The 18142-nt window shown below is 42.6% G+C and carries 19 protein-coding genes; 2 read left to right on the top strand and 17 right to left on the bottom strand.

Going from position 1 to position 18142, the window contains the following annotated elements:
- Positions 1 to 319 precede the first annotated feature (319 nt).
- The 9 genes from A3Q3_RS14385 to A3Q3_RS0103170 all read right to left on the bottom strand — a co-directional run bounded on the left by A3Q3_RS14385 (position 320) and on the right by A3Q3_RS0103170 (position 9329).
- Positions 320 to 772, bottom strand: a complete 453-nt coding sequence (locus tag A3Q3_RS14385; protein ID WP_157355025.1) for a hypothetical protein — start codon at positions 770 to 772, stop codon at positions 320 to 322.
- Between the two features lie 286 nt (positions 773 to 1058).
- Positions 1059 to 1331 (bottom strand): HU family DNA-binding protein, encoded by a 273-nt coding sequence (locus A3Q3_RS0103135; RefSeq protein WP_020182117.1) that lies wholly within the window; start codon positions 1329 to 1331, stop codon positions 1059 to 1061.
- A 99-nt stretch (positions 1332 to 1430) separates the two neighbouring features.
- Positions 1431 to 2282 carry a TonB family protein gene (locus A3Q3_RS0103140; RefSeq protein WP_033424931.1) on the bottom strand — a complete coding sequence of 284 codons (852 nt, stop codon included), beginning with the start codon at positions 2280 to 2282 and terminating at the stop codon, positions 1431 to 1433.
- A 62-nt stretch (positions 2283 to 2344) separates the two neighbouring features.
- A complete protein-coding gene (locus A3Q3_RS0103145; RefSeq protein ID WP_020182096.1) occupies positions 2345 to 2761 on the bottom strand; it encodes a biopolymer transporter ExbD in 417 nt (138 codons plus the stop codon).
- Positions 2758 to 3411: a MotA/TolQ/ExbB proton channel family protein gene (locus A3Q3_RS0103150; RefSeq protein WP_020182107.1), complete on the bottom strand. Its 654-nt coding sequence runs from the start codon at positions 3409 to 3411 to the stop codon at positions 2758 to 2760. Before A3Q3_RS0103150 ends, A3Q3_RS0103145 begins: the two co-directional genes overlap by 4 nt.
- 87 nt (positions 3412 to 3498) lie before the next feature.
- Positions 3499 to 7035, bottom strand: coding sequence for a TonB-dependent receptor domain-containing protein (locus tag A3Q3_RS0103155; protein ID WP_020182119.1), 3537 nt, complete (start codon positions 7033 to 7035; stop codon positions 3499 to 3501).
- 90 nt (positions 7036 to 7125) lie between these two features.
- Positions 7126 to 8103, bottom strand: coding sequence for a FecR domain-containing protein (locus tag A3Q3_RS0103160; protein ID WP_020182120.1), 978 nt, complete (start codon positions 8101 to 8103; stop codon positions 7126 to 7128).
- A gap of 12 nt (positions 8104 to 8115) precedes the next feature.
- Positions 8116 to 8655, bottom strand: coding sequence for an RNA polymerase sigma factor (locus tag A3Q3_RS0103165; protein WP_020182121.1), 540 nt, complete (start codon positions 8653 to 8655; stop codon positions 8116 to 8118).
- Positions 8656 to 8933: 278 nt separating this feature from the next.
- Positions 8934 to 9329: a YccF domain-containing protein gene (locus A3Q3_RS0103170; RefSeq protein WP_020182122.1), complete on the bottom strand. Its 396-nt coding sequence runs from the start codon at positions 9327 to 9329 to the stop codon at positions 8934 to 8936.
- Between the two features lie 310 nt (positions 9330 to 9639).
- Between A3Q3_RS0103170 and A3Q3_RS0103175 the strand changes: the two genes are divergently transcribed.
- Positions 9640 to 10518, top strand: a complete 879-nt coding sequence (locus A3Q3_RS0103175; protein ID WP_020182123.1) for an energy transducer TonB — start codon at positions 9640 to 9642, stop codon at positions 10516 to 10518.
- A gap of 169 nt (positions 10519 to 10687) precedes the next feature.
- Here the strand turns inward: A3Q3_RS0103175 and A3Q3_RS0103180 are convergent, their stop codons facing one another.
- The 7 genes from A3Q3_RS0103180 to A3Q3_RS0103210 form a co-directional block, all read right to left on the bottom strand.
- Positions 10688 to 11134, bottom strand: coding sequence for a hypothetical protein (locus tag A3Q3_RS0103180; protein WP_020182124.1), 447 nt, complete (start codon positions 11132 to 11134; stop codon positions 10688 to 10690).
- On the bottom strand, positions 11109 to 12032 hold the full coding sequence (locus tag A3Q3_RS0103185; RefSeq protein ID WP_020182125.1) for a zinc dependent phospholipase C family protein: 924 nt from the start codon (positions 12030 to 12032) through the stop codon (positions 11109 to 11111). The genes A3Q3_RS0103180 and A3Q3_RS0103185 overlap by 26 nt, the downstream gene beginning before the upstream one ends.
- A gap of 172 nt (positions 12033 to 12204) precedes the next feature.
- Positions 12205 to 13665, bottom strand: a complete 1461-nt coding sequence (gene terL / locus A3Q3_RS13570) for a phage terminase large subunit (protein WP_020182126.1) — start codon at positions 13663 to 13665, stop codon at positions 12205 to 12207.
- Entirely contained in the window at positions 13662 to 14114 is a 453-nt protein-coding gene (locus A3Q3_RS13575; RefSeq protein ID WP_020182127.1) for a DUF5681 domain-containing protein, read from the bottom strand. The genes terL and A3Q3_RS13575 overlap by 4 nt, the downstream gene beginning before the upstream one ends.
- Entirely contained in the window at positions 14107 to 15447 is a 1341-nt protein-coding gene (locus A3Q3_RS0103200) for a DNA methyltransferase (RefSeq protein ID WP_020182128.1), read from the bottom strand. The genes A3Q3_RS13575 and A3Q3_RS0103200 overlap by 8 nt, the downstream gene beginning before the upstream one ends.
- A gap of 117 nt (positions 15448 to 15564) precedes the next feature.
- On the bottom strand, positions 15565 to 16185 hold the full coding sequence (locus tag A3Q3_RS0103205) for a hypothetical protein (RefSeq protein ID WP_157355028.1): 621 nt from the start codon (positions 16183 to 16185) through the stop codon (positions 15565 to 15567).
- A gap of 27 nt (positions 16186 to 16212) precedes the next feature.
- Positions 16213 to 16803, bottom strand: a complete 591-nt coding sequence (locus tag A3Q3_RS0103210; RefSeq protein ID WP_157355031.1) for a hypothetical protein — start codon at positions 16801 to 16803, stop codon at positions 16213 to 16215.
- Between the two features lie 143 nt (positions 16804 to 16946).
- Between A3Q3_RS0103210 and A3Q3_RS0103215 the strand changes: the two genes are divergently transcribed.
- Complete coding sequence (locus tag A3Q3_RS0103215) at positions 16947 to 17276, top strand: helix-turn-helix domain-containing protein (protein WP_026361731.1); 330 nt, start codon at positions 16947 to 16949, stop codon at positions 17274 to 17276.
- A 142-nt stretch (positions 17277 to 17418) separates the two neighbouring features.
- Here A3Q3_RS0103215 and A3Q3_RS0103220 read toward each other — a convergent pair whose 3' ends face one another.
- Complete coding sequence (locus A3Q3_RS0103220; protein WP_020182132.1) at positions 17419 to 18132, bottom strand: TIGR02391 family protein; 714 nt, start codon at positions 18130 to 18132, stop codon at positions 17419 to 17421.
- Positions 18133 to 18142: the final 10 nt, after the last annotated feature.

Below are 18142 nucleotides of genomic sequence, written 5' to 3' on the forward strand. Positions count from 1 at the left end.
TAAATGATCACCGTTTGTCTTGGCAATAACACATGCGGTTACTATGTGATGGCGCTTGAAAGCAGCAATGATTACGATTTAGACGCAAACGATACATTCACAAGCTAAATTAAGTGCGGTGGCTAAACATTTAAACGAAAGGCCACATAAAACATTAGATACGAGACTCCAGCAGAAATAATTAAAACGTGAGTTGCGTCGACCAGTTGAATTCACAGGATTCTGCAGCTCAGTTGTACAAGACACTATAATGTTAGCTTGAATTGTCTACTTTTTTAAGGCAAGTCCAGCGTCCTGCTTGAAAGAATGGATAGATAGTTCACTTGCAAATGGAGCCTGAGTTAGTGATCCCTGCAACAATTTCTCTTTGCCTCAACGTTTTTTCTGGCTCAGCTTTTGTGCCATCAGGTGTCTTCACCAGTTTAATTACCCCTAAAGAACAAGCACCTTCATTGTAAGAATAATGCATTTCATAAGTTAGATTAGGCTGTGGGTAGAATGTTGTAAGCATTTCACATTTAGTAACATATGCAAAATAACCATGCGTTTGCAATGAGAATTCTGCATTGGCTCTAATATTGATACTAAAAGACGCCATTTGTTTTAAATCTCGATTGTTTATTTCAAGCTGATCCTTGGGAGGAATCAATTCTTGCCAACCTTTACAAGTGCTTCCATCCTCAAATGTAGTGAGCCTAAGAAATAGATTTGAGTTGTTGACGATTTTTAGCCTAGCAATTTCCCCTTGTGATGGCTCTATATACTTTGTCATGCATGCACTTAGTAACCCGCACAAAGATAACGAAAAAATTAAATTAACATGATTCACGATCGACTCTCTTACGTTTGAATGATTGGTTAAGCATTTTTACCAAGATATGTTATGTGTCCAATTACTTTGCGTTCTAAAGAATAAATGTCTCTTAACTCAACACAAAGTGGACCTTTGACTCGTATAAATTTAAGTACAGTTATCTTTAGTTATTTGTTGCCTATAAAGAGATTCAGGGTCTCTAAGATTTGAATAGAAACCCTGTTTTTTGAGGTGATTTTAAAGATTAATTCACTGCGTCTTTAAGTGCTTTACCTGCTGCGAAAGCAGGTGCATTACGTGCAGCCACTTTCAGTTCTGCACCTGTACGTGGATTTCGGCCTGTACGTGCTGCACGTTTACTTACTTTGAAGGTACCAAATCCAATCAAGGTCACGGCTTCGCCTTTCTTGAGAGAAGCTGTAATAGCGGATGTAGTGGCGTCAATCACACGTCCTGCTTCAGCCTTAGTGATGCCTGCTTCCGTTGCGATTTCTGCGATTAATTCTGATTTATTCATTTACACTCCTTATTGTTAATTGTTGAATGACATCGGGCCCTTACTTTGCTGGGTATTGCGTGATGTGTCAATCCGTAGATTGCTTTGCTTTGCCTTACCCTACTCCAACTTAAACCCCACAGGAATCGTCACCGTAAAGGTTTTACGCTCTAAATTGGCATGTAACGCTACCTGCTCAATCGCCTTTTTAATCGTTCTCATCGCTTCTTCATTCAGTACTTGGTGTTGACTCGCCTTTGCTAGCTCGACTGAAACAAGCTTGCCTTGCCTAAAACTGGCAATCACTTGCACCTCCCCTTCTAAATGGCGTCGTATGGCAATGGTCGGGTACTGTTTGAGTTTATTCACCATGGCAGCTAAGGCTTTGCCATAGCCATCCCATACTTCGTCTGAGGTCGCTACTTCGCTTGATCTGGTGGTAGCTTGTTGTTGTGCAGTGCTTGTCGTGGTTGGCACTGTATTAGTCGGTGCTGTTTGGGCTTGTGTTAGTGTAGGGTTAGCTGTAGCAGGTGTGGTGTTCGGTGATGTCTGAACTGGGGGTGTTTCTTCCTGTGTGACTGGTGGTGTCTCTGTCTGTTGTTCCACAGGGACTTGGTAGCTTTGATCAGGCGTGGGCACTGTTGTGGTCAACACTTTCCGTTTATCTTGTGGTTTTTTTTTGGGTTGTACCACCGGTGTGGGTGGAATAGGTTTGGGTGGCTCTGGTTGTACCGTGGGTTCAACTGTAGGTGGTGCTGGCGGTTGTGTTGCAGCAGGTGTCGGTTGTTCGGGCAGTTGGTTGAGTTGCACTTGGATAGTGGTACGCTGTGGCAATATGCTTTGTGATTTAAACTGTGGGTACACATAAGCAATAGCGATATGCAAGAGCATGGAGGCGATTAAGGCCCACACTAGGGATTGGTCTTCATTGTCTTGCGTCGTCACAAGAAATGATTGGTGGTAGGTATGCATGGTACGTGTAATGAATATAAAGGCTGAGGCTAGCTGCGTTTGAAGGTAGACAGTTGCGTCAATTAAGGGCTAACCGCCTCTGGCAACATCACAAAGCTAAATTTGGTGATGTTGGCACGTTGTATGGCGGCCATGACTTTCGCCACAGTGCCATACGCAGCCTGTTCGTCTGCATAGATTTCTATGGCAGGATCGGTGCTGGCTTTGAGCATATTGAGTTCATCACTGAGTGCGGTGATGGTAATGGGGGTGGTGTTGAGGGTGATGTCCCCCTGCGGTGAGATGCTAAGTTGTAAGGTCTTGGGTTCGGTCTTGGCGATGTGGGCATTGGCTTGCGGCAGTTTGACGGAGACTGCATTCATGAGCAAGGGTGCGGTCACAATAAACACGGTGAGCAATACCAGCATGACATCGACCAGTGGGGTGACGTTGATTTCGCTCATGACTTGGTCTTCTTGATTGCTGAGTAACATGCTCATGGTAGTTTGGTACCCATGCCAGATTTCACGATAAGGTAGTGGAAGGCAATGCCAAAGTTCTCGATTTGGGCATTGGAGGATTTGAGTTGTCTGAGGAAGTAGTTGTAAGCGAGTACGGCAGGTACGGCAGTGGCAATGCCAATGCCGGTGGCAATCAGGGCCTCCCCTATTGGACCTGCCACGACATCAAGTCCAGCAGAGCCTTTGCTGGAGATGTCTTTGAGGGCATGCATGATGCCCCATACGGTACCAAACAAGCCAATAAAGGGTGCGGTAGAGCCAATGCTGGCGAGGATGGCGAGTCCTTTCTCGGTGCGGGATTGTTCGACATGGGCTTGTTGTTGGAGTACGGCGGTGACCAGTTCTTTTCTGTCGTCATGGTTAAATGCGTTGACACTGAGACGTAAACGTTTCCATTCATCCAAACCAGCTTGGCAAATTCTTGCCAAGCTGCCATCGGTGAGTTTGGTGTTAGCACGTACATGTTGCAGGTCTTCTGCTTGGCTGAATTCTTCTAGAAATAGGTGGTTACGTTTGTTGAGTTGGTAGAAGCTCACCCATTTATGGATGACGACTCCCCATACGACGATAGACATGAGGGCAAGTAGGATAAGTACGCTATCGATGATGCTGGGGAGCTGGTAGAGCATAGGGTTCCTTTGAGTGTTGTTTGTTGTTTGTTTTGTTGGTTAGAGGTAACAGACTTCATTAACTGCAAGGTGATGTTAGCTGCGATGTTAGAAGCTGGGCTTGGCATTGGGGTCATACTGCCAGTTAAGGCTGAACCACACGCCGCGAGGGGCGCCAGGTGCAACGAAGTTTGTGTTCTTCCACTCAGTAGAGTTGTGGTTATAACCATCTGGGCCTATAGCGCCATAAGGGCCTTCTGAGAATGGATTGCGACCTAAACGCCCTGCGCTGAAATACTCCTTATCGAAAACATTGTTAATAAACATGCTGGCTGTCCACTCAGTGTTAAATCGATAACTCGTTTGAAAGTTAAACGTCATGTAACCATCCACTTTGCCAGGATTGTCCGTTACTCTTCTTGGCACGAGTGTGTCTATGCCAGCAATCTCAATGGTGTCATATAACACGACACCTTTCTGGTGTTTGTTATTTTCATTACCCCGCAAGAAACTATCAGAATGGGCAACAGCTGTAACACCTACTTTCCATTTTGGTGTCACATGATAATCCACAGTCGCATTTAAGTTATGCATCGCCACACCTGGCATCGTGTCACCTTTTTTCACTTGAATCACACGGCTGAAATCTTGGAAGGTTGCCGCTTCGTAAGAACTACTGTTCTCATTGCCAGCAATCTCAAAGTTATTCTCGAAGGTTGCGTCAGTTAAAGAGTAGTTCAGACTAAAGCCCCATTTATCTTTTTGGCCAGAAAATCCAGCCTCTATACCACGACGACGTGTTTTACCAACTGTATCAAAGAAGCTTTGCCCCCCTGGGAAAGTCACAAGATAGAGATCGTCACGCAAGTTGGTCTGATAAGCAGACAGGTTCCATTGTAAGTTTTCGCCCCACAAGCCGCGTAAGCCCGCCTCCCATGTTTGGGCCTTAATCTGCGGTAAATATGGATCGCCAGATAAAGCAGATGGCAATGTGCAAGAGCGACCTTCCTGTAAGCTTTTGTAAACATACTTTAGATTACCATCGGCATCACGCCCGTTTGGAACAAGCGTTTTGTCCAGCGCACAGCCTAATTCAATGACAGAAGGTACACGCACTCCCTGAGCAAAATTAGCGTACATATTCAGTTCTGGTTTTGCTTGCCAACTCACACCCAAGGAAGGGTTTAACGAGTAATAGCTAAATTTTTCTTTTTCTGGAGGGTTAAGTAAGTTAGCGCCATTTGGAATAACATAGCCCGTATTACAAACTTCACCTAGTCTACAAACCTGAAAGTAATCTGGTAGAGCCATATATTGGGCTAGCTCTAATGGAATGCGGCCACGACTACGCGTTGCAATGGTGTTTTGTCCATGTGTCATGTTGTAGCGTGCAGAGCCATTGATATGCAGCGTTTCAATTGGACTCCATGTCTCACTGAAATACACACTTTTGGTGATTTGATCACCTTCAAAATTATTATTACTGAGTGGTACGGTTGCTGCCCCAAACTGATCGAGAATGAGCTCGGGCGCCAGAAAGGCATTGCGTTCTGTATCTAGCATGCCTAATTGCAGACTATTAAAGTAAGTCGCACTGGGTCTATCAATCGAAGCACCTATCATGAACTTATGCTTATCGTAATTCCAGTTAAACTGTATGGACGCACCATCGGTCTCTTGATCAATCGAGTTGTTAGCGATAACTGCTGTCGGCACTCCTTCCACGACACCTGGATTTGTTAAACTATAGGCTGCTCCATCGATTGTCTGTTCGCCTCCATCAGGACCAAATACAGTCAAGGCTTGATTTGGCTCTGATGGGTCACTAAGATCACCCCTGCAAACATCGCCATTAGTAGGTGGAGCTATAATCAGCGCATTTAGAGTTCCTACACCTCCATCAGCATCTGGTGTGTAGTAATAAAAATTAGCTACATTAGTAAATCCATATGCAATCGGATCATTCAACAATACTTTTAACGATGATAAATTCGTCACAGATTGGTAGTAGTATGAAGGATTATCGTTTGAATAGGATGTGATAGGCCCAAACTCTTCCACTTGCCCACTACCGGTACTTGGCTGAAAAATTGTAGACGTTTGAAAGTTCGAACCATTTGCAAAATTAATTTGCGCAGCCTTAACCAACTCTGGTGGCAATGGTGCATTAAAACTTGCTGGAGATAAGGTTGCAAAAGCATCTTCAAGCGTAGGTGCTAAGGCAAAATCAAGAAAAGCTGGTGAACTAAAATAATCACCATTTGGAATCTCCATCACATAATAATCAGGCAAGTTATAAGGATTCGTGGTGGTAAACAAACAAGTGAATTGCTCGCCCGGATTGAGATTACGTCTTAATTCCTTATTTTCAAACTCTGTATAGACGTCCCCGCCAACAGACTCTCGTTTGCTTTTTCGTCGATAGGCTTGCCCTGTAATACTAAATGTATCTGTGGCTTGAAATGCTGCAGATAATTGAAACTGCTGCAATCTATTTTTGGTTGTATCAGGTGCAGTAAAAATATCTCTACGATTTCTCTCGTACATCTCGCTGGGAATCAAACCATTGCCAACTAAATCATTACCCACAATCAATGTGCTGAAATTAAGATCTAGTTTATCACCTCGGTAACTCGCTTTACCAAAAAATTGATTGACATCACTTGGCGAGTTTTTGCGCCAGCCGTCTTCTAAAAAGATATTCGCCGCACCAAATAACGCAACTGCCCCGTTATTCCAACCGCCCTCTGCTTGCAATTGCTTACGTCCAAATGAACCTGTAAGTACCTCTGCATCGACTCCAGCGTTATTAAAACCGTCTTTAGTTCTCATTGTAAAAGCACCGCCAAGCGTATTGAGCCCATAAACAGGATTAGAGCCTGGGAAAACATCGACACTGGCGATGGCGTTCATTGGAATCATGTCCCAGTTCACCACGTCACCAAAAGGCTCATTGACACGAATGCCGTCAAAGAAAACACTTAAGCCTTGAGGCGTACCTAGTTGTGGACCTGCAGTAAAGCCACGGTATTGTATATCCATCTGAAACGGGTTGCCTTGATAGTCATTAACAGTTACAGATTGCAGTTTTTTGTTCATTAAATCAGACAGACTTAACGAGTGAGAGTCTTTGATTTCTTTAGCGCTAATACTTTGTACGTTGCCAGGAATTTGTTCTTTGGTGAGGCCTAAACCAGGTAAAGGGCCAATCTCGTAAAAGCGTTTGGCACGTACGTTGATCTGATCAAGTTGGATGTTGGTGCTATCATTGTTTGGAGTTTTTTTTATAACTGCACTGTCACCCTCAATAGCTCCATTCAAACCACTTCCATTGAGTAATTTTTGCAAGGCTTCTTTTCGTGTCATGCGGCCTTTAACCGCTGGAGCAGCAAGGTTTTTGGTGATGCTGCTGTCAAATGATAAATCAACCCCTGAAAGTTCAGAAAACTGTTTGAGTGAGACACTTAATGGCTGAGCGGGAAGCTCTAAATTGATTAATCCGGAACCGTTTTTACTATCAACTGGGAGGTTTGTATTGAGTTCTGCAGCAGCAGGTAGATTTGATATCTCTAAGAGCGCCATAAATACCATCAAATGGCATAGTTTAAGATTACTTTTTACATTGTCACTTTTTGGTAGCTTCATAATAGGTATCACAAAAATTGTTGCTGATACCTATTCAACCCTGTGAAAAAAAAATTACTGATGTCTGTATAAAATATTTTTTATCAAAAGTTATTTTTCCGATATTAATAACTGTCCATTTTGTTGCTCTAGCCTTACAGGCGCGAGATCTGGCAAGTGATTCAAAAAGCTTTCAACATTGCGTTGCTTGATCACGGCAGTAATTTTTGCACTGAGTTGCTGCCCACTCTTCACTAGAACAGGTTGCTGGCGATAGCGTGAAAGCGTTTCACTTATTTCACTAAGGTCAGCATTTGTAAATGTTATAAGCCCTTTTTCAAAGCTAAATGCATCTTGAGCAGGACGATCAACTTTTCTTGGCGCTAAACCAGCGGAAATTTCTGCTACTTCGCCACTCGACAACATCATATCTTGACTAGTTGAACCTGCATGAGGATTAACCCCCTCAACCTTAACACGCCCATGATCAACACTGACACGCACTAGTGTATCTAGTTTGTTTACAGCAAATCTAGTACCCAATACCGTGACTCTTGCGTTTTCACTTTCAACGACAAATGGCCTATCCATATTTTTTGCAACTTCAAATATAGCCTCACCGCTATGTAGTTTTACATGTCGTTTATTTCGATAATAAACCACCTCAATATTGCTACTTGCGTTGATCGTAAACTTACTTCCATCATCCAGAAGCTGCGTTTTTGTCTGTCCGATACCTGCGGTAGCAACTACCTCCATGGTGGGTTGTGATTGCCATAGATCCACTACAAATACACTCAAGCAAACGGTCAGCACTAGGCTAAGCGCTGCAGATACAGCTTTGATTTTTCTGGTTCGAGATGATTTATTTTTACTTTCTAAAGCTGATGCCAGCTGTTGTAACTGCGGCGTGGAATCTAACTTTTGCCATACCCCAGAGACTTCTGCATAAGCTTCTTGATGCGAAGGACTAGCCATCAGCCATGCTTCAAAAGCGCTGCGTTCTGAGGATTCCACATCCATATTTTGCAGACGCACGAACCAATCTACCGCAGTTTTTCGTAGCGCATTTTTTTTAGAGGCTTGCATAATTGATTGAGTTTACTTGAGAAGGTCTTGCGCTTCCAGAATTTCCATCATCGCTCTCATTACATGGCGTTGCACCATATTTCTGGAAATGCCCAGTTGAACTGCAATTTCAGATTGATCTTTACCTTCAATACGAAATAACCAAAATGCCTCTCTGCATCGTGTTGGCAAATTATCAATTAACACCTGCATCGCTTGTAAACGTTGCTGAATATCAAGCAAATGCTCTGCTGATGGAGCAAAGAGTTGATGTTCAGCAGCATGTTTATGTAAATCAAAAGTGTTTGCATCATCCGTTTCTTCTGCATCTAAAGAAACAAACTTGGCGCTATGGTTGTGCGAGTCAATTAATTGATTTCTGATTATGGTTTGTAAAAATGCTTGAGGATACTGCTGGCGATCAGGATTTTTTGCTAATGCATATCTAATCAGCGAGTCGTGCAGTATATCTAATGCAATTTGCTTGCAGTAGGTATGACGGTAGATGTTTCGAAGCACATCAGAATACGCCCACTTTAAGTCAATGCCGTACCAATACAAAGTTTGCATCATGATGAGAGAACTACTTAGTTTGCAAATTAGGAGACATGTTCAAACAACGTGCAATTTTTATTCCATATTTTTACATGTATGCTAAGCAATTGTATCTATTGGCAAACTCATTCAATTTATGACTTATGACAAATAGACTGTTGGTTGTTATTAGCCACCACTGATTCCTATCAACCAAATATAAAACTTAAGTATGTAATCCGAGCTGGAAATTAGCGGAATTTAATTACCAGCTTTGTGGATTAGTTTGATTGAAATTGTGGAGTCAGAGCTGTAAATTACTTATCTACGACAGTCATGCCAATTGGCATTAGTGATATCGGAACCAATTTGAAATGTTGCATCCCGAATGGAATGCCAATGATGGTTAGGCAACACAGGATCCCTGAGACGATATGTCCGATAGCTAACCAAATTCCCATAAAGATCAACCACAAAACATTACCGATTAAGCCAAGCGTGCCTGTACCAATATCATCCTTACCAGATTTTTGTTTTCTGCTTACTGCCTCCTTCCCAAATGGCCAAAAAGCAAATTGACCAATCACAAAACAGGCTTTACCCCATGGAATGCCGATAATACTAATAAAACATAAAATGCCAGCTAGCCACCATGCTAAACCCATAATCAAACCGCCAAAAACAAACCAAATAATATTGCCAATTAATGCCAAAACATTCTCCCAATAATCAAAAGTTGATTTAATTAATTTAGTTTCTTACAACCATAACTCAAAGTGGACTTAGAAAAATCAGTTGATATTTTTTACCATAATTTGGACGGTATGTTTTGGATTTTTTAAACATTGGCTTTGGGCCGTTTTATTTTTCATCACGACTCAATGCGAGTCTTACTTTGATAATTCCCTATAAATTAATTCTTCAATTACAATAAATAAAATCATTGTCTTTTCAAATTTAACTTTCTAGAGTTAAGGTTTTTGAATGAAATGAAACAAAAAATACCAACCTTGAATAGCGCATATGTATAAAAAAATAATAATCTTATTCCCTCTAATTTTTTTTGGTGCATGTAGTCATTACATTCATACTACTAGTGCAAGAACTAGCGGAAATATATCAGATCACAATAAGCTACTAGAAACTCTCACAATTGATAAAGTTAATAGAGATTATTATTTGAACTTTGGTAAAAGTATTTATCCAAAAGTATCGAATCTTCCCAGTTCAAATGATGTTGAAAATAAGGTTTGGGCCCCTCCAAAAATTATTAATATGACGAATGCTTTTTACGAAACGGATAAGATCGGACAAGAAGGAAATGTTTTAATTGCAACTTTAATTTCAGAAAGTGGTGAAGTTATCATTTCCAAAATTGTGGAATCATCAAATGATAATTTGAATAAGTCTGCAACGGCAACGGTTACACGATGGAAAATTCTTCCAGCAACAATTGATGGTAAACCTAGTAAGTCAGTATTATTTTTACCTTTTACTTTTAAAAATGACCCCGATTCCTCGCCCGATCAAAATTTAGCAAAAGGTGTGATAGGCGATGCGCATGCCTTACAAAGCTTGCTAATTGGAACGTGGCGCCCAGACCCATATTCCGAACTCAGGCCTCCTTCAAAATCGACATATCACGATGACGGAACTCTTGAGTTTGTTGCATATAATTCATACAAATGCGATGTTCTTTTCAAAGCGAGTGGTGTTTGGCGAATTGAAGACGATGAACTTCATATCTTAATGCAATCAAGCGAGCGAACAGACCTTATGCCAGTGCCACTAGAAATAATTGATGAAGTGGTTTCAATTACTGAAAGTTCTAAAGTTTTACGTGCAAAAGATAATGGAAATATTCAACATCGTATTAAAAGTGATGTTTGCAACAACAAATAGTTTTGGCAGACTATTTTTCATTACAGCAGACAGTGTGTGTCCGAATTGAAATGTTTATCAATGGAGATAGATATTCAGTATCTGAAGGATGCAAAAGAATGACTGCTTTGGGGTGTGAGTTCAATTCAAATAAATTTTAAAAGAGTAATGCATCTCTTTTCTTTATAATTTATTTATTAAAACATGTAGTTTCTGAGCTTAAAGTAAATGCACATGGCATTGTCTGTTTCCAAAGAGGATTATCCAAGTCTGCTGTACAACCAGCGTCTTCTAGTAAACCCTGCGTACCATCACTGCTGCATACCAGCACAATGGCATGATTGAAATCCCTGTTTATCTTTAATGTATACCCATCGAACGGATCTAATAAACCCGGATCGTCAGTTGTGGAAAGTTTTAGTAACTCTTCATCACTCAAATTAGCTGGCGGATTTTCATAACGCACTGTTACTTCAACCGCCTTACTCAATTTGGTTAGTGCGGATGCTTGGATATACATAGCTTCCGAATTGTTTTTATGGCTGACGCCGACACATCCGCTGAGCAGGCCAATAAAAACTATTTTGATCGATAGGTATTTCATGGATGAGCTAAACCCAATAGACAAGCTTTTCATGTTGATCCCTTCCTGTATCAAAATTCCAGTTACCGATCACCTTTTTGTATGCGTTATCGTTCGCAACTATCGCTCTGGCAACGATCGCCCAGACATTACCAACATTCGTCACGGCTTGGTCAAAAATATCGTCATAATGCATAGGCCCGTTTGGGGTATGTAAATCCTCAATATATTGCATGTCGATTTCTTCTGGATTGGGGTAAGTCAATCCACAATTCACTGCCACGTGTCTGGCCAAGGGCAATAATCGATGGCCCTCCTCACCAACTTTATCCACCATAAAGTCAAAGGCTTGATGCCACTTATTGATGTCTGGTGGATTTTCTATAAAGGCTTCTGGATAAACATCATTGAACATGTTCGACCAAAGTGTAGATATCGCAGCATCCATTACACCTGCTTTCCCGCACCTACGGATACCAGAGTCGAAGTGTTCAGATATGCCTATTTTGCTTAGATTAAGCCGCTGAAAAATATAACTGTCTTGATGCATTTCACATCGTCGATGCGCTGTTTTGTTTTGCGCATAAGGGCCAACCTTGAGCTCAACAATCGGGTGTATGGTCACATCTGTAATCATATGGGCAGCATAGCCAAGCAGCCAAGCAATGGCTTTACGTTTAGGTAAGCTGTCTTCCATGGCTTTGATATTGGCGATACCAGCATGGATCATTTCGCCACTGCGGGTGTAATGCATGCGGTCAGCCCATGGTAGTGATTTCTTATCGGTGATAGCTAAATAAGGATAGTCTGGACTTACCGCACCCAGTTCACAGAATTTAAAATTCCGGAGTAAACCCGGAATAATTTGAATTGGGAAATTGGGGATTGCCTCAAGGCGAGGTGTCTCACTCAATAAGTTGACGAGTGTAATGTGAGCAAAGGCACCTGGCATTAATTTCCCAATCAAGAAAAACTTTTGTAGAGAATAATGGAGTTAACATAAATTGCAAGTGTAATCAGTTACTGCGTTATCCATTTACAGTTACCCTAGTATTGAAACTCACTACTAGGTGTTATATTTCAGCTTCAACTAAACATAAAAAAGTATGTAAAAACAATATTTTCTAATTTGTCTTCCCTTTTCTGATTTTCTCTTCATACATATTCCTGTAATAGCCGAAAATCCCACTCTCATTTTGCCCTCCGAATATCGAGGATAGTGCCTGCGTGGTCGAATCCACCTGATCATCATGCTTGCATGCCGGGAAAGACGTCAGCTCATGCACGTAATCATCCAACCAGTGTGCTTTTTCAGGTAAGAAGATATGGCCCGACTCAAACATGACCGAACGTTGTAGTAGACGCATGACCTTATCCCCTTCCGGTTTGAACGCTTTTGCTGCATAGACACCTATCTGTTTGAGCTCTTGGATCAAGGAAGTCCCAGATGACTTATCTTCAATCAGGATGGTTGTAGGGTGATATAGCGAATTAAGGTCAATCACAGCCTGTTTTAAGGCTGGAAACTCCACGCGCTCACGCCATACATGCAGCAAATAGATCTTCTTATCTTTAATGCCCCAGGTAGTACATACACTGTAATCATTGAGTTCACCGGCCTTGCTAGCGGTATCCCAGCTCTGTAAGATGGAATCAAACTTGTCTGGGAAGGCGGAGAATGGTAAGTACTGCAACCATGCGGTTTTGATAATACCGCCGCCTGCAGGCACAGGAGACTGCTGATATTGCCCAGCAAAGTTGTACTCACCCATGCTGTTACGGATGGCGGTCAATACCTCCAAGGGCTCACGCTCTGGATGTAAAGCTTCACCGATACGCCTATTGACGGCTTCACTGCCAAGCCACGTCGCGAAGTCGAAGCTCACCTCTTCCTCAGCAATGGCTGGTAATGACACCACATCCCACACATCTTTGTCTATCACGTGTCCGGTTAAGTCATCCAGATGCAAGCGCTGCATAATGATGATCACTGCACCCTTACGTTTGTCATTGAGACGACTCAGTGCAGTGGTTTCGAACCATTGATTGGCTTTCTCTCTGGTTGTTTCAGAGAAAGCTTCATCGGGTTTTACCGGGTCATCGATAATCAATATGTCAGCACCGCGGCCAGTAAGCACACCTCCAACGGACGTGGCCATACGGCCACCCTGTTTGTTGGTCATAAAATCATCTACAGCAGTTTTAGAACTAGCTATGGTTGTTCCTGGAAACGCTTGCTGATACCAATGGGTCGACATAATCGAACGGCAGTCTAAAGCCAGCTTGCTGGACAGGTCTTGACCATAACTGGCGCAAATAATGCGTTTAGATGGATCATGACCTAACAGCCAAGCTGGAAAGGCAATAGATGCACAGATTGACTTCATATTACGTGGCGGGATATTAATGATCAGTCGTTTGCATTGACCCATACGGACCTGATTTAATTTATGCGCAATCAAGTCTATATGCCAGTTGTGCATGTACTCATCGCTGGGATTGAGCTCCTGAAAGGCATACATAATAAAAGTGCTTAAGTCAGTGCGCAGCAATGCTGACCTTTCTTCTTGTGTTAAGGCCATCATTTATCCCCTCCTTCGTTATTAGTGGATTGCATATGCCCAGCTCTAGCCAGCATACGTTGCTGAAGATTGCGCAACGTGCGCATATCAGCTTCACTGTTGGTATGTTTCACTACGCCAGTTTCTTGCTCCTGCTCCATTACATTCATCACTTGAATCAGCAGTTTTATTGAGGCATGGTCACCACTAGCCGCTTTATTGACTAATTGCTTGAATGAAGCTTCTAATTTGGTGATGGTTTTACGTTCACCATTTTCAGTGATCACCAGCGTTTCATTCGATACGGACTTTAATATGGTCGCCATATTCCGTTTGCCTTTCGGTCGGCCACTAGGATTACCAGACTGACCTTTTTGAAAACGTGTTTCCAAAGGCGGTTTAGCAAACCCCACCTTGTAGGGTTGAGGTTTTCTTCTGGCTTTTGGAATCTGCTTATTTTGATCCTTATCCATGTACCACCTCCACATGGCAAGTCATTGCTTCTACCGCAGCTTCGCGCTGACTGAAGCGCTCGCCGGTAGAAGCGTGAATGGCTTGTTGGCCTGTGAGGTTTTGCCATCGTCGGATCGCTGTATCTACATACAAAGGATCTAGCTCCATGCCGTAAGCAAGTCGCCCTACTCTTTCTGCAGCAAGGATGATGGTGCCGCTACCGGTAAATGGATCTAATACAATGTCACCACGGCTGGAGCAATCCAACATGGCATCTGCAATCAGCTTGATGGGCTTAACCGTAGGATGCATTGCGAGTAAGTCTCCTTCTTCCCCGTGACGCATGGCTTGTATGCCAGGATATTCCCAGACATTGCTGCGATGACGGCCAAACCTACCCAGTTGGATATGGTTTTGATGCGAAGCAGTCCCACTCTTGTAAATAAAGACCAGTTCATGTTGGCTTCTGTATAAGGAACCCATGCCAGCCTGATGCTTGACCCATACACACATATTAAGTAATCTACTGTAGACAGCATTGCCAGCGGTGAGCATTTCAGGCATGTGGTTCCAATCCATGAATAAAGCATGAACAGAACCATTGCTGCTGTGTAGTACCAATAAGGCAAAACAGGTGCGTAAGAATTGCGTGAATTCAGCTGGTGTCATTTCACCTGAGGCCATGGCAAATTCACGGTGTTTTATCCTGCCATTGCCGCCGGCATGCCCATTTATCTGAACGTTATATGGTAAGTCAGATATGACCATATCCGCTACTTTGCCCTGCATTAAGGTTTCATAGCTTCGAGACTCTAAGGCATTGCCACACAGCAACCTGTGTGGGCCGAGCAACCAGAGGTCACTTAGCTTAGTTACAGCAGGTCCTAATGGCAACTCGGCCGTATCGTCTTCATCCTCTGGCATAGAGTCTAAGCCTTGAATTCGGAAGTCGATTTCCCCCATATCGAAACCAATGGCTTCTAAACTGAAATCAAGCTCTGACAAGGACAGCGCTTTGAGTTGCTCGGCCAGCAGCTTGTCATCCCACACTGAGGTATCTGTGAGTCGGTTATCTGCAATGCGGAAAGCTGTCACCTGATGCGGTGTGAGGTTGTCCAGACAGATAGTGGGCACTTGGGTTATCCCAAGTTGCTGACAGGCTAATAATCTGCCGTGGCCTGCTATCACATAGTCGTTTCGGTCGACCAAGACGGGTACATTAAATCCAAAGGCTTTGATGCTGACTGCGATTTGTTTTACTTGCTTGGGACTATGAATACGCGGATTCGCGGGGTCGGGTTTTAGCTCCCCGCTGCTGCGATAAATAACAGTGATTTTTGGTAACTTATGCATATACATCCTTTAGCCTCGATGAAGGCTGCAAGCTCATCAAGGGCAGTTAAATTAAATAGCTGCAGCTTGAAAAGGATGGTATGTTTAAAATTGTGAGATGTTAATTTGATAAGAGCTTCAGGTAGTGTTTTTTAGTTTAGTAAGCTCTACCTTAAACTTTCTAAGCACTCTGGATACATACTCTGTATTACAGTTCAACCGTGCTGCAATGCGCTTAGTTATATGATGTTTAGGAAAACCTTGTTGCTGGAATTCAGAATGGAGTCGCAGTATTTGAAGCTGTAAACCCATTTCAGCGCGAACTTTCCCACTGCGTTGTCCAAATTGTTTAGCTGACACAGCTTTTGGTACTTGGGCAATCAGAACCTTATAAAAGTCTTCGTAAATATTATTTAAATAAATTGCGATTGGATGGGTTTTGGAAGGATTTCCGGAAGTTTGATCTTTACGGTACCAGCCCTTGAAATTTTTATTAGAGGAAAGTTTAAGAATAGCGCCGCTCTGCTCTAAATATGGCATTCTTCGAGAAAGGATAAAATCTGGGTCTTTTGATATATCTACGGGCTCTTTATGTACAGCCTTAAGCATTTTAATAGCTTTATCCTGCCTGTTTTTCTGATCAGCGCGAATTTCGGCAATTTCTTCATAAATTGTTTTGTCAGTGGATCGATTCATAGTGCGATCAAGATTTAGTTTACATGGCAATAAGTATAATGCCTCAAAAATAATACTGCTCAAAAAGTTAACTTATGGAAAACTGGTTGATTATTTTTCCTCGGCGACTTTTAACAACCTCAATGCGCTTTTGGTCACGTCGTTCAAAGGCGTACTAGCACAATGTTTATTCCACAATTTTGCGCTTTCAGTCATTTTTGCATTGATCACAGCAATTTGTTCAAGGTTGAACCCACCAAATCCATTTTGAGCATGAAAAGTTAGGCAAATCACAGTACTGTCATCGTTAGCCGAAATCCTTTTCCAGGTCACACTTTGAGGATTGCGCATTCGGTTTTTAACGAGATAAGCTGCCATGGCACTGGCTTGCTCACGATCAAACTTCAACTTAACCTCTTTTTCTTGAGCAGCTTTCTGGGCTGCGTTTTGAACATCCCTTTCTTGTCTTTCTTTTGCTTCTAAGGCTAATTGCTCTGGGGATTTCATCAAGTACTCAATCCCTCTGTATATTGGGCCAACGACAAACAAGAGAATCAACATCCCATACCAGATTCTTAATGAGGTTTTTGAGTATGGTTTTTTCTCAGGCTTTGGAATTTTTACCTTTGCACCACAACCTGGACATACTTTTGCCTCTGTACTTACGCTTCCCCTACACTCATGACATATGATTAAAGCCATTATTACTCCTTTATTTTTAATCTTTAATAACAGTTCCAAGTTGCTGTAGATAAGGCTATTCATACATTCCACGCCTTCATCACGATGCAAATACTAAGGATGTCTTAGTGTGAAGTCAACTAAAAACTAAGACTATCTTAGTCATGACTAAACAGCCTTCTTCACTACCTTTATTTGCATTGCGCTTGAAAAAGGCACGTGAGCGTTTGGGTATTTCGCAGATGGAGTTAGGAGTTAAGGCGGGTATTGATGAGTTTTCTGCTTCAGCCAGAATAAATCAGTACGAGAGAGGTAAACACACGCCTGATTTTTCTACAGCTTGCAGCCTTGCGAATGTGCTTAAGATGCCAACCGCTTACTTCTATACTGAGGATGAAAGTTTGGCCGAATTAATAGTAATTTATGGTCAGTTAAAAGCAGTCGAGAAGAAAATGCTTTATGTTTTCGCAGAATCATTAATTCCAAGTAGTTAATTTAAAACCTCATTTAGGCTCTGTACCAACATCTTTAAATATTGTAAGTTGCTTGTGGCAGGCATACCGTAGTGACAACACCTAAGCATTATATGCTGGTACGCGATCTAAATAGCATAAACTGGTTATTGATCATGGCAGTTTAAAACTTCGTTGCGTCTTTCGCTTCGTATAATCGCCTGGCTAGAAGGCTGGCGAAAATTAGATACTGCGCTGCCTTCTCCTGGTCAAGATCATGATTTAGCGAATGAGCCTTGGGATTGCGTATGCCAAGGTAAGCACCGACTAAAATTTGCATGAAACCCTTCTGATCATTTCTGCCCGACTCCGTGTCAAGTTCGCTGAGGATCAGGTGCGGCTTCTCCAAACTCAATGCTTGCGTCGCAAGAGCCGCACCGTCGAGGTCCATGCCGGTGCGCTCTCGTATCAGATCAAAGATTGCAACGATTGAGTTCAGAACGGCATCGCGGTAGTGTCCGTTCACATAGTGCTGAAAGGCATGAGCGAAGATGACCGGATGTAGCAGTTCTTCGAAACCAATGCTTGGTTGCGTACCTGCTCCGCTGCGCGCATGCGTTTCTGCCCTGGACTCTACCTGTGGTAGATCACGTGCAAGGATGTCGTCATAATCGTTGACGTCTCCAAACCCAATATGCCTTCCGAGGTTTCCCATGTCTTGCTCCGGAAAACCCGCATCCGTCCAAAGTTTGCGAAGCGATTGGTAGTCTGTTTTCAAATAACCATTCACCAATTTTGCACCGGCTTTATCGTCATCCGCGAGCAAGCCCTGAGCGTCGATTGCTTTCTGGCGCATCGCACGAAACACAGCATTTACTTTTAAATACCATTCAAGCATCGAGGCTCCC

Source organism: Methylotenera sp. 1P/1 (genome assembly GCF_000384355.1).
Lineage (GTDB): Bacteria > Pseudomonadota > Gammaproteobacteria > Burkholderiales > Methylophilaceae > Methylophilus.

Bases quoted from the DNA above. Each gene is read 5' to 3' on its own strand.
- A3Q3_RS0103175 (WP_020182123.1), top strand. From the start codon at position 9,640: ATGTATAAAAAAATAATAATCTTATTCCCTCTAATTTTTTTTGGTGCA.
- A3Q3_RS0103160 (WP_020182120.1), bottom strand. From the start codon at position 8,103: ATGCAAGCCTCTAAAAAAAATGCGCTACGAAAAACTGCGGTAGATTGG.
- A3Q3_RS0103185 (WP_020182125.1), bottom strand. From the start codon at position 12,032: ATGCCAGGTGCCTTTGCTCACATTACACTCGTCAACTTATTGAGTGAG.
- A3Q3_RS0103200 (WP_020182128.1), bottom strand. From the start codon at position 15,447: ATGCATAAGTTACCAAAAATCACTGTTATTTATCGCAGCAGCGGGGAG.
- A3Q3_RS14385 (WP_157355025.1), bottom strand. From the start codon at position 772: ATGACAAAGTATATAGAGCCATCACAAGGGGAAATTGCTAGGCTAAAA.
- A3Q3_RS0103150 (WP_020182107.1), bottom strand. From the start codon at position 3,411: ATGCTCTACCAGCTCCCCAGCATCATCGATAGCGTACTTATCCTACTT.
- A3Q3_RS0103165 (WP_020182121.1), bottom strand. From the start codon at position 8,655: ATGATGCAAACTTTGTATTGGTACGGCATTGACTTAAAGTGGGCGTAT.
- A3Q3_RS0103155 (WP_020182119.1), bottom strand. From the start codon at position 7,035: ATGAAGCTACCAAAAAGTGACAATGTAAAAAGTAATCTTAAACTATGC.
- A3Q3_RS0103135 (WP_020182117.1), bottom strand. From the start codon at position 1,331: ATGAATAAATCAGAATTAATCGCAGAAATCGCAACGGAAGCAGGCATC.
- A3Q3_RS13575 (WP_020182127.1), bottom strand. From the start codon at position 14,114: ATGGATAAGGATCAAAATAAGCAGATTCCAAAAGCCAGAAGAAAACCT.
- A3Q3_RS0103145 (WP_020182096.1), bottom strand. From the start codon at position 2,761: ATGAGCATGTTACTCAGCAATCAAGAAGACCAAGTCATGAGCGAAATC.
- A3Q3_RS0103140 (WP_033424931.1), bottom strand. From the start codon at position 2,282: ATGCATACCTACCACCAATCATTTCTTGTGACGACGCAAGACAATGAA.
- terL (WP_020182126.1), bottom strand. From the start codon at position 13,665: ATGATGGCCTTAACACAAGAAGAAAGGTCAGCATTGCTGCGCACTGAC.
- A3Q3_RS0103220 (WP_020182132.1), bottom strand. From the start codon at position 18,132: ATGCTTGAATGGTATTTAAAAGTAAATGCTGTGTTTCGTGCGATGCGC.
- A3Q3_RS0103215 (WP_026361731.1), top strand. From the start codon at position 16,947: ATGACTAAACAGCCTTCTTCACTACCTTTATTTGCATTGCGCTTGAAA.
- A3Q3_RS0103180 (WP_020182124.1), bottom strand. From the start codon at position 11,134: ATGAAAAGCTTGTCTATTGGGTTTAGCTCATCCATGAAATACCTATCG.
- A3Q3_RS0103210 (WP_157355031.1), bottom strand. From the start codon at position 16,803: ATGGCTTTAATCATATGTCATGAGTGTAGGGGAAGCGTAAGTACAGAG.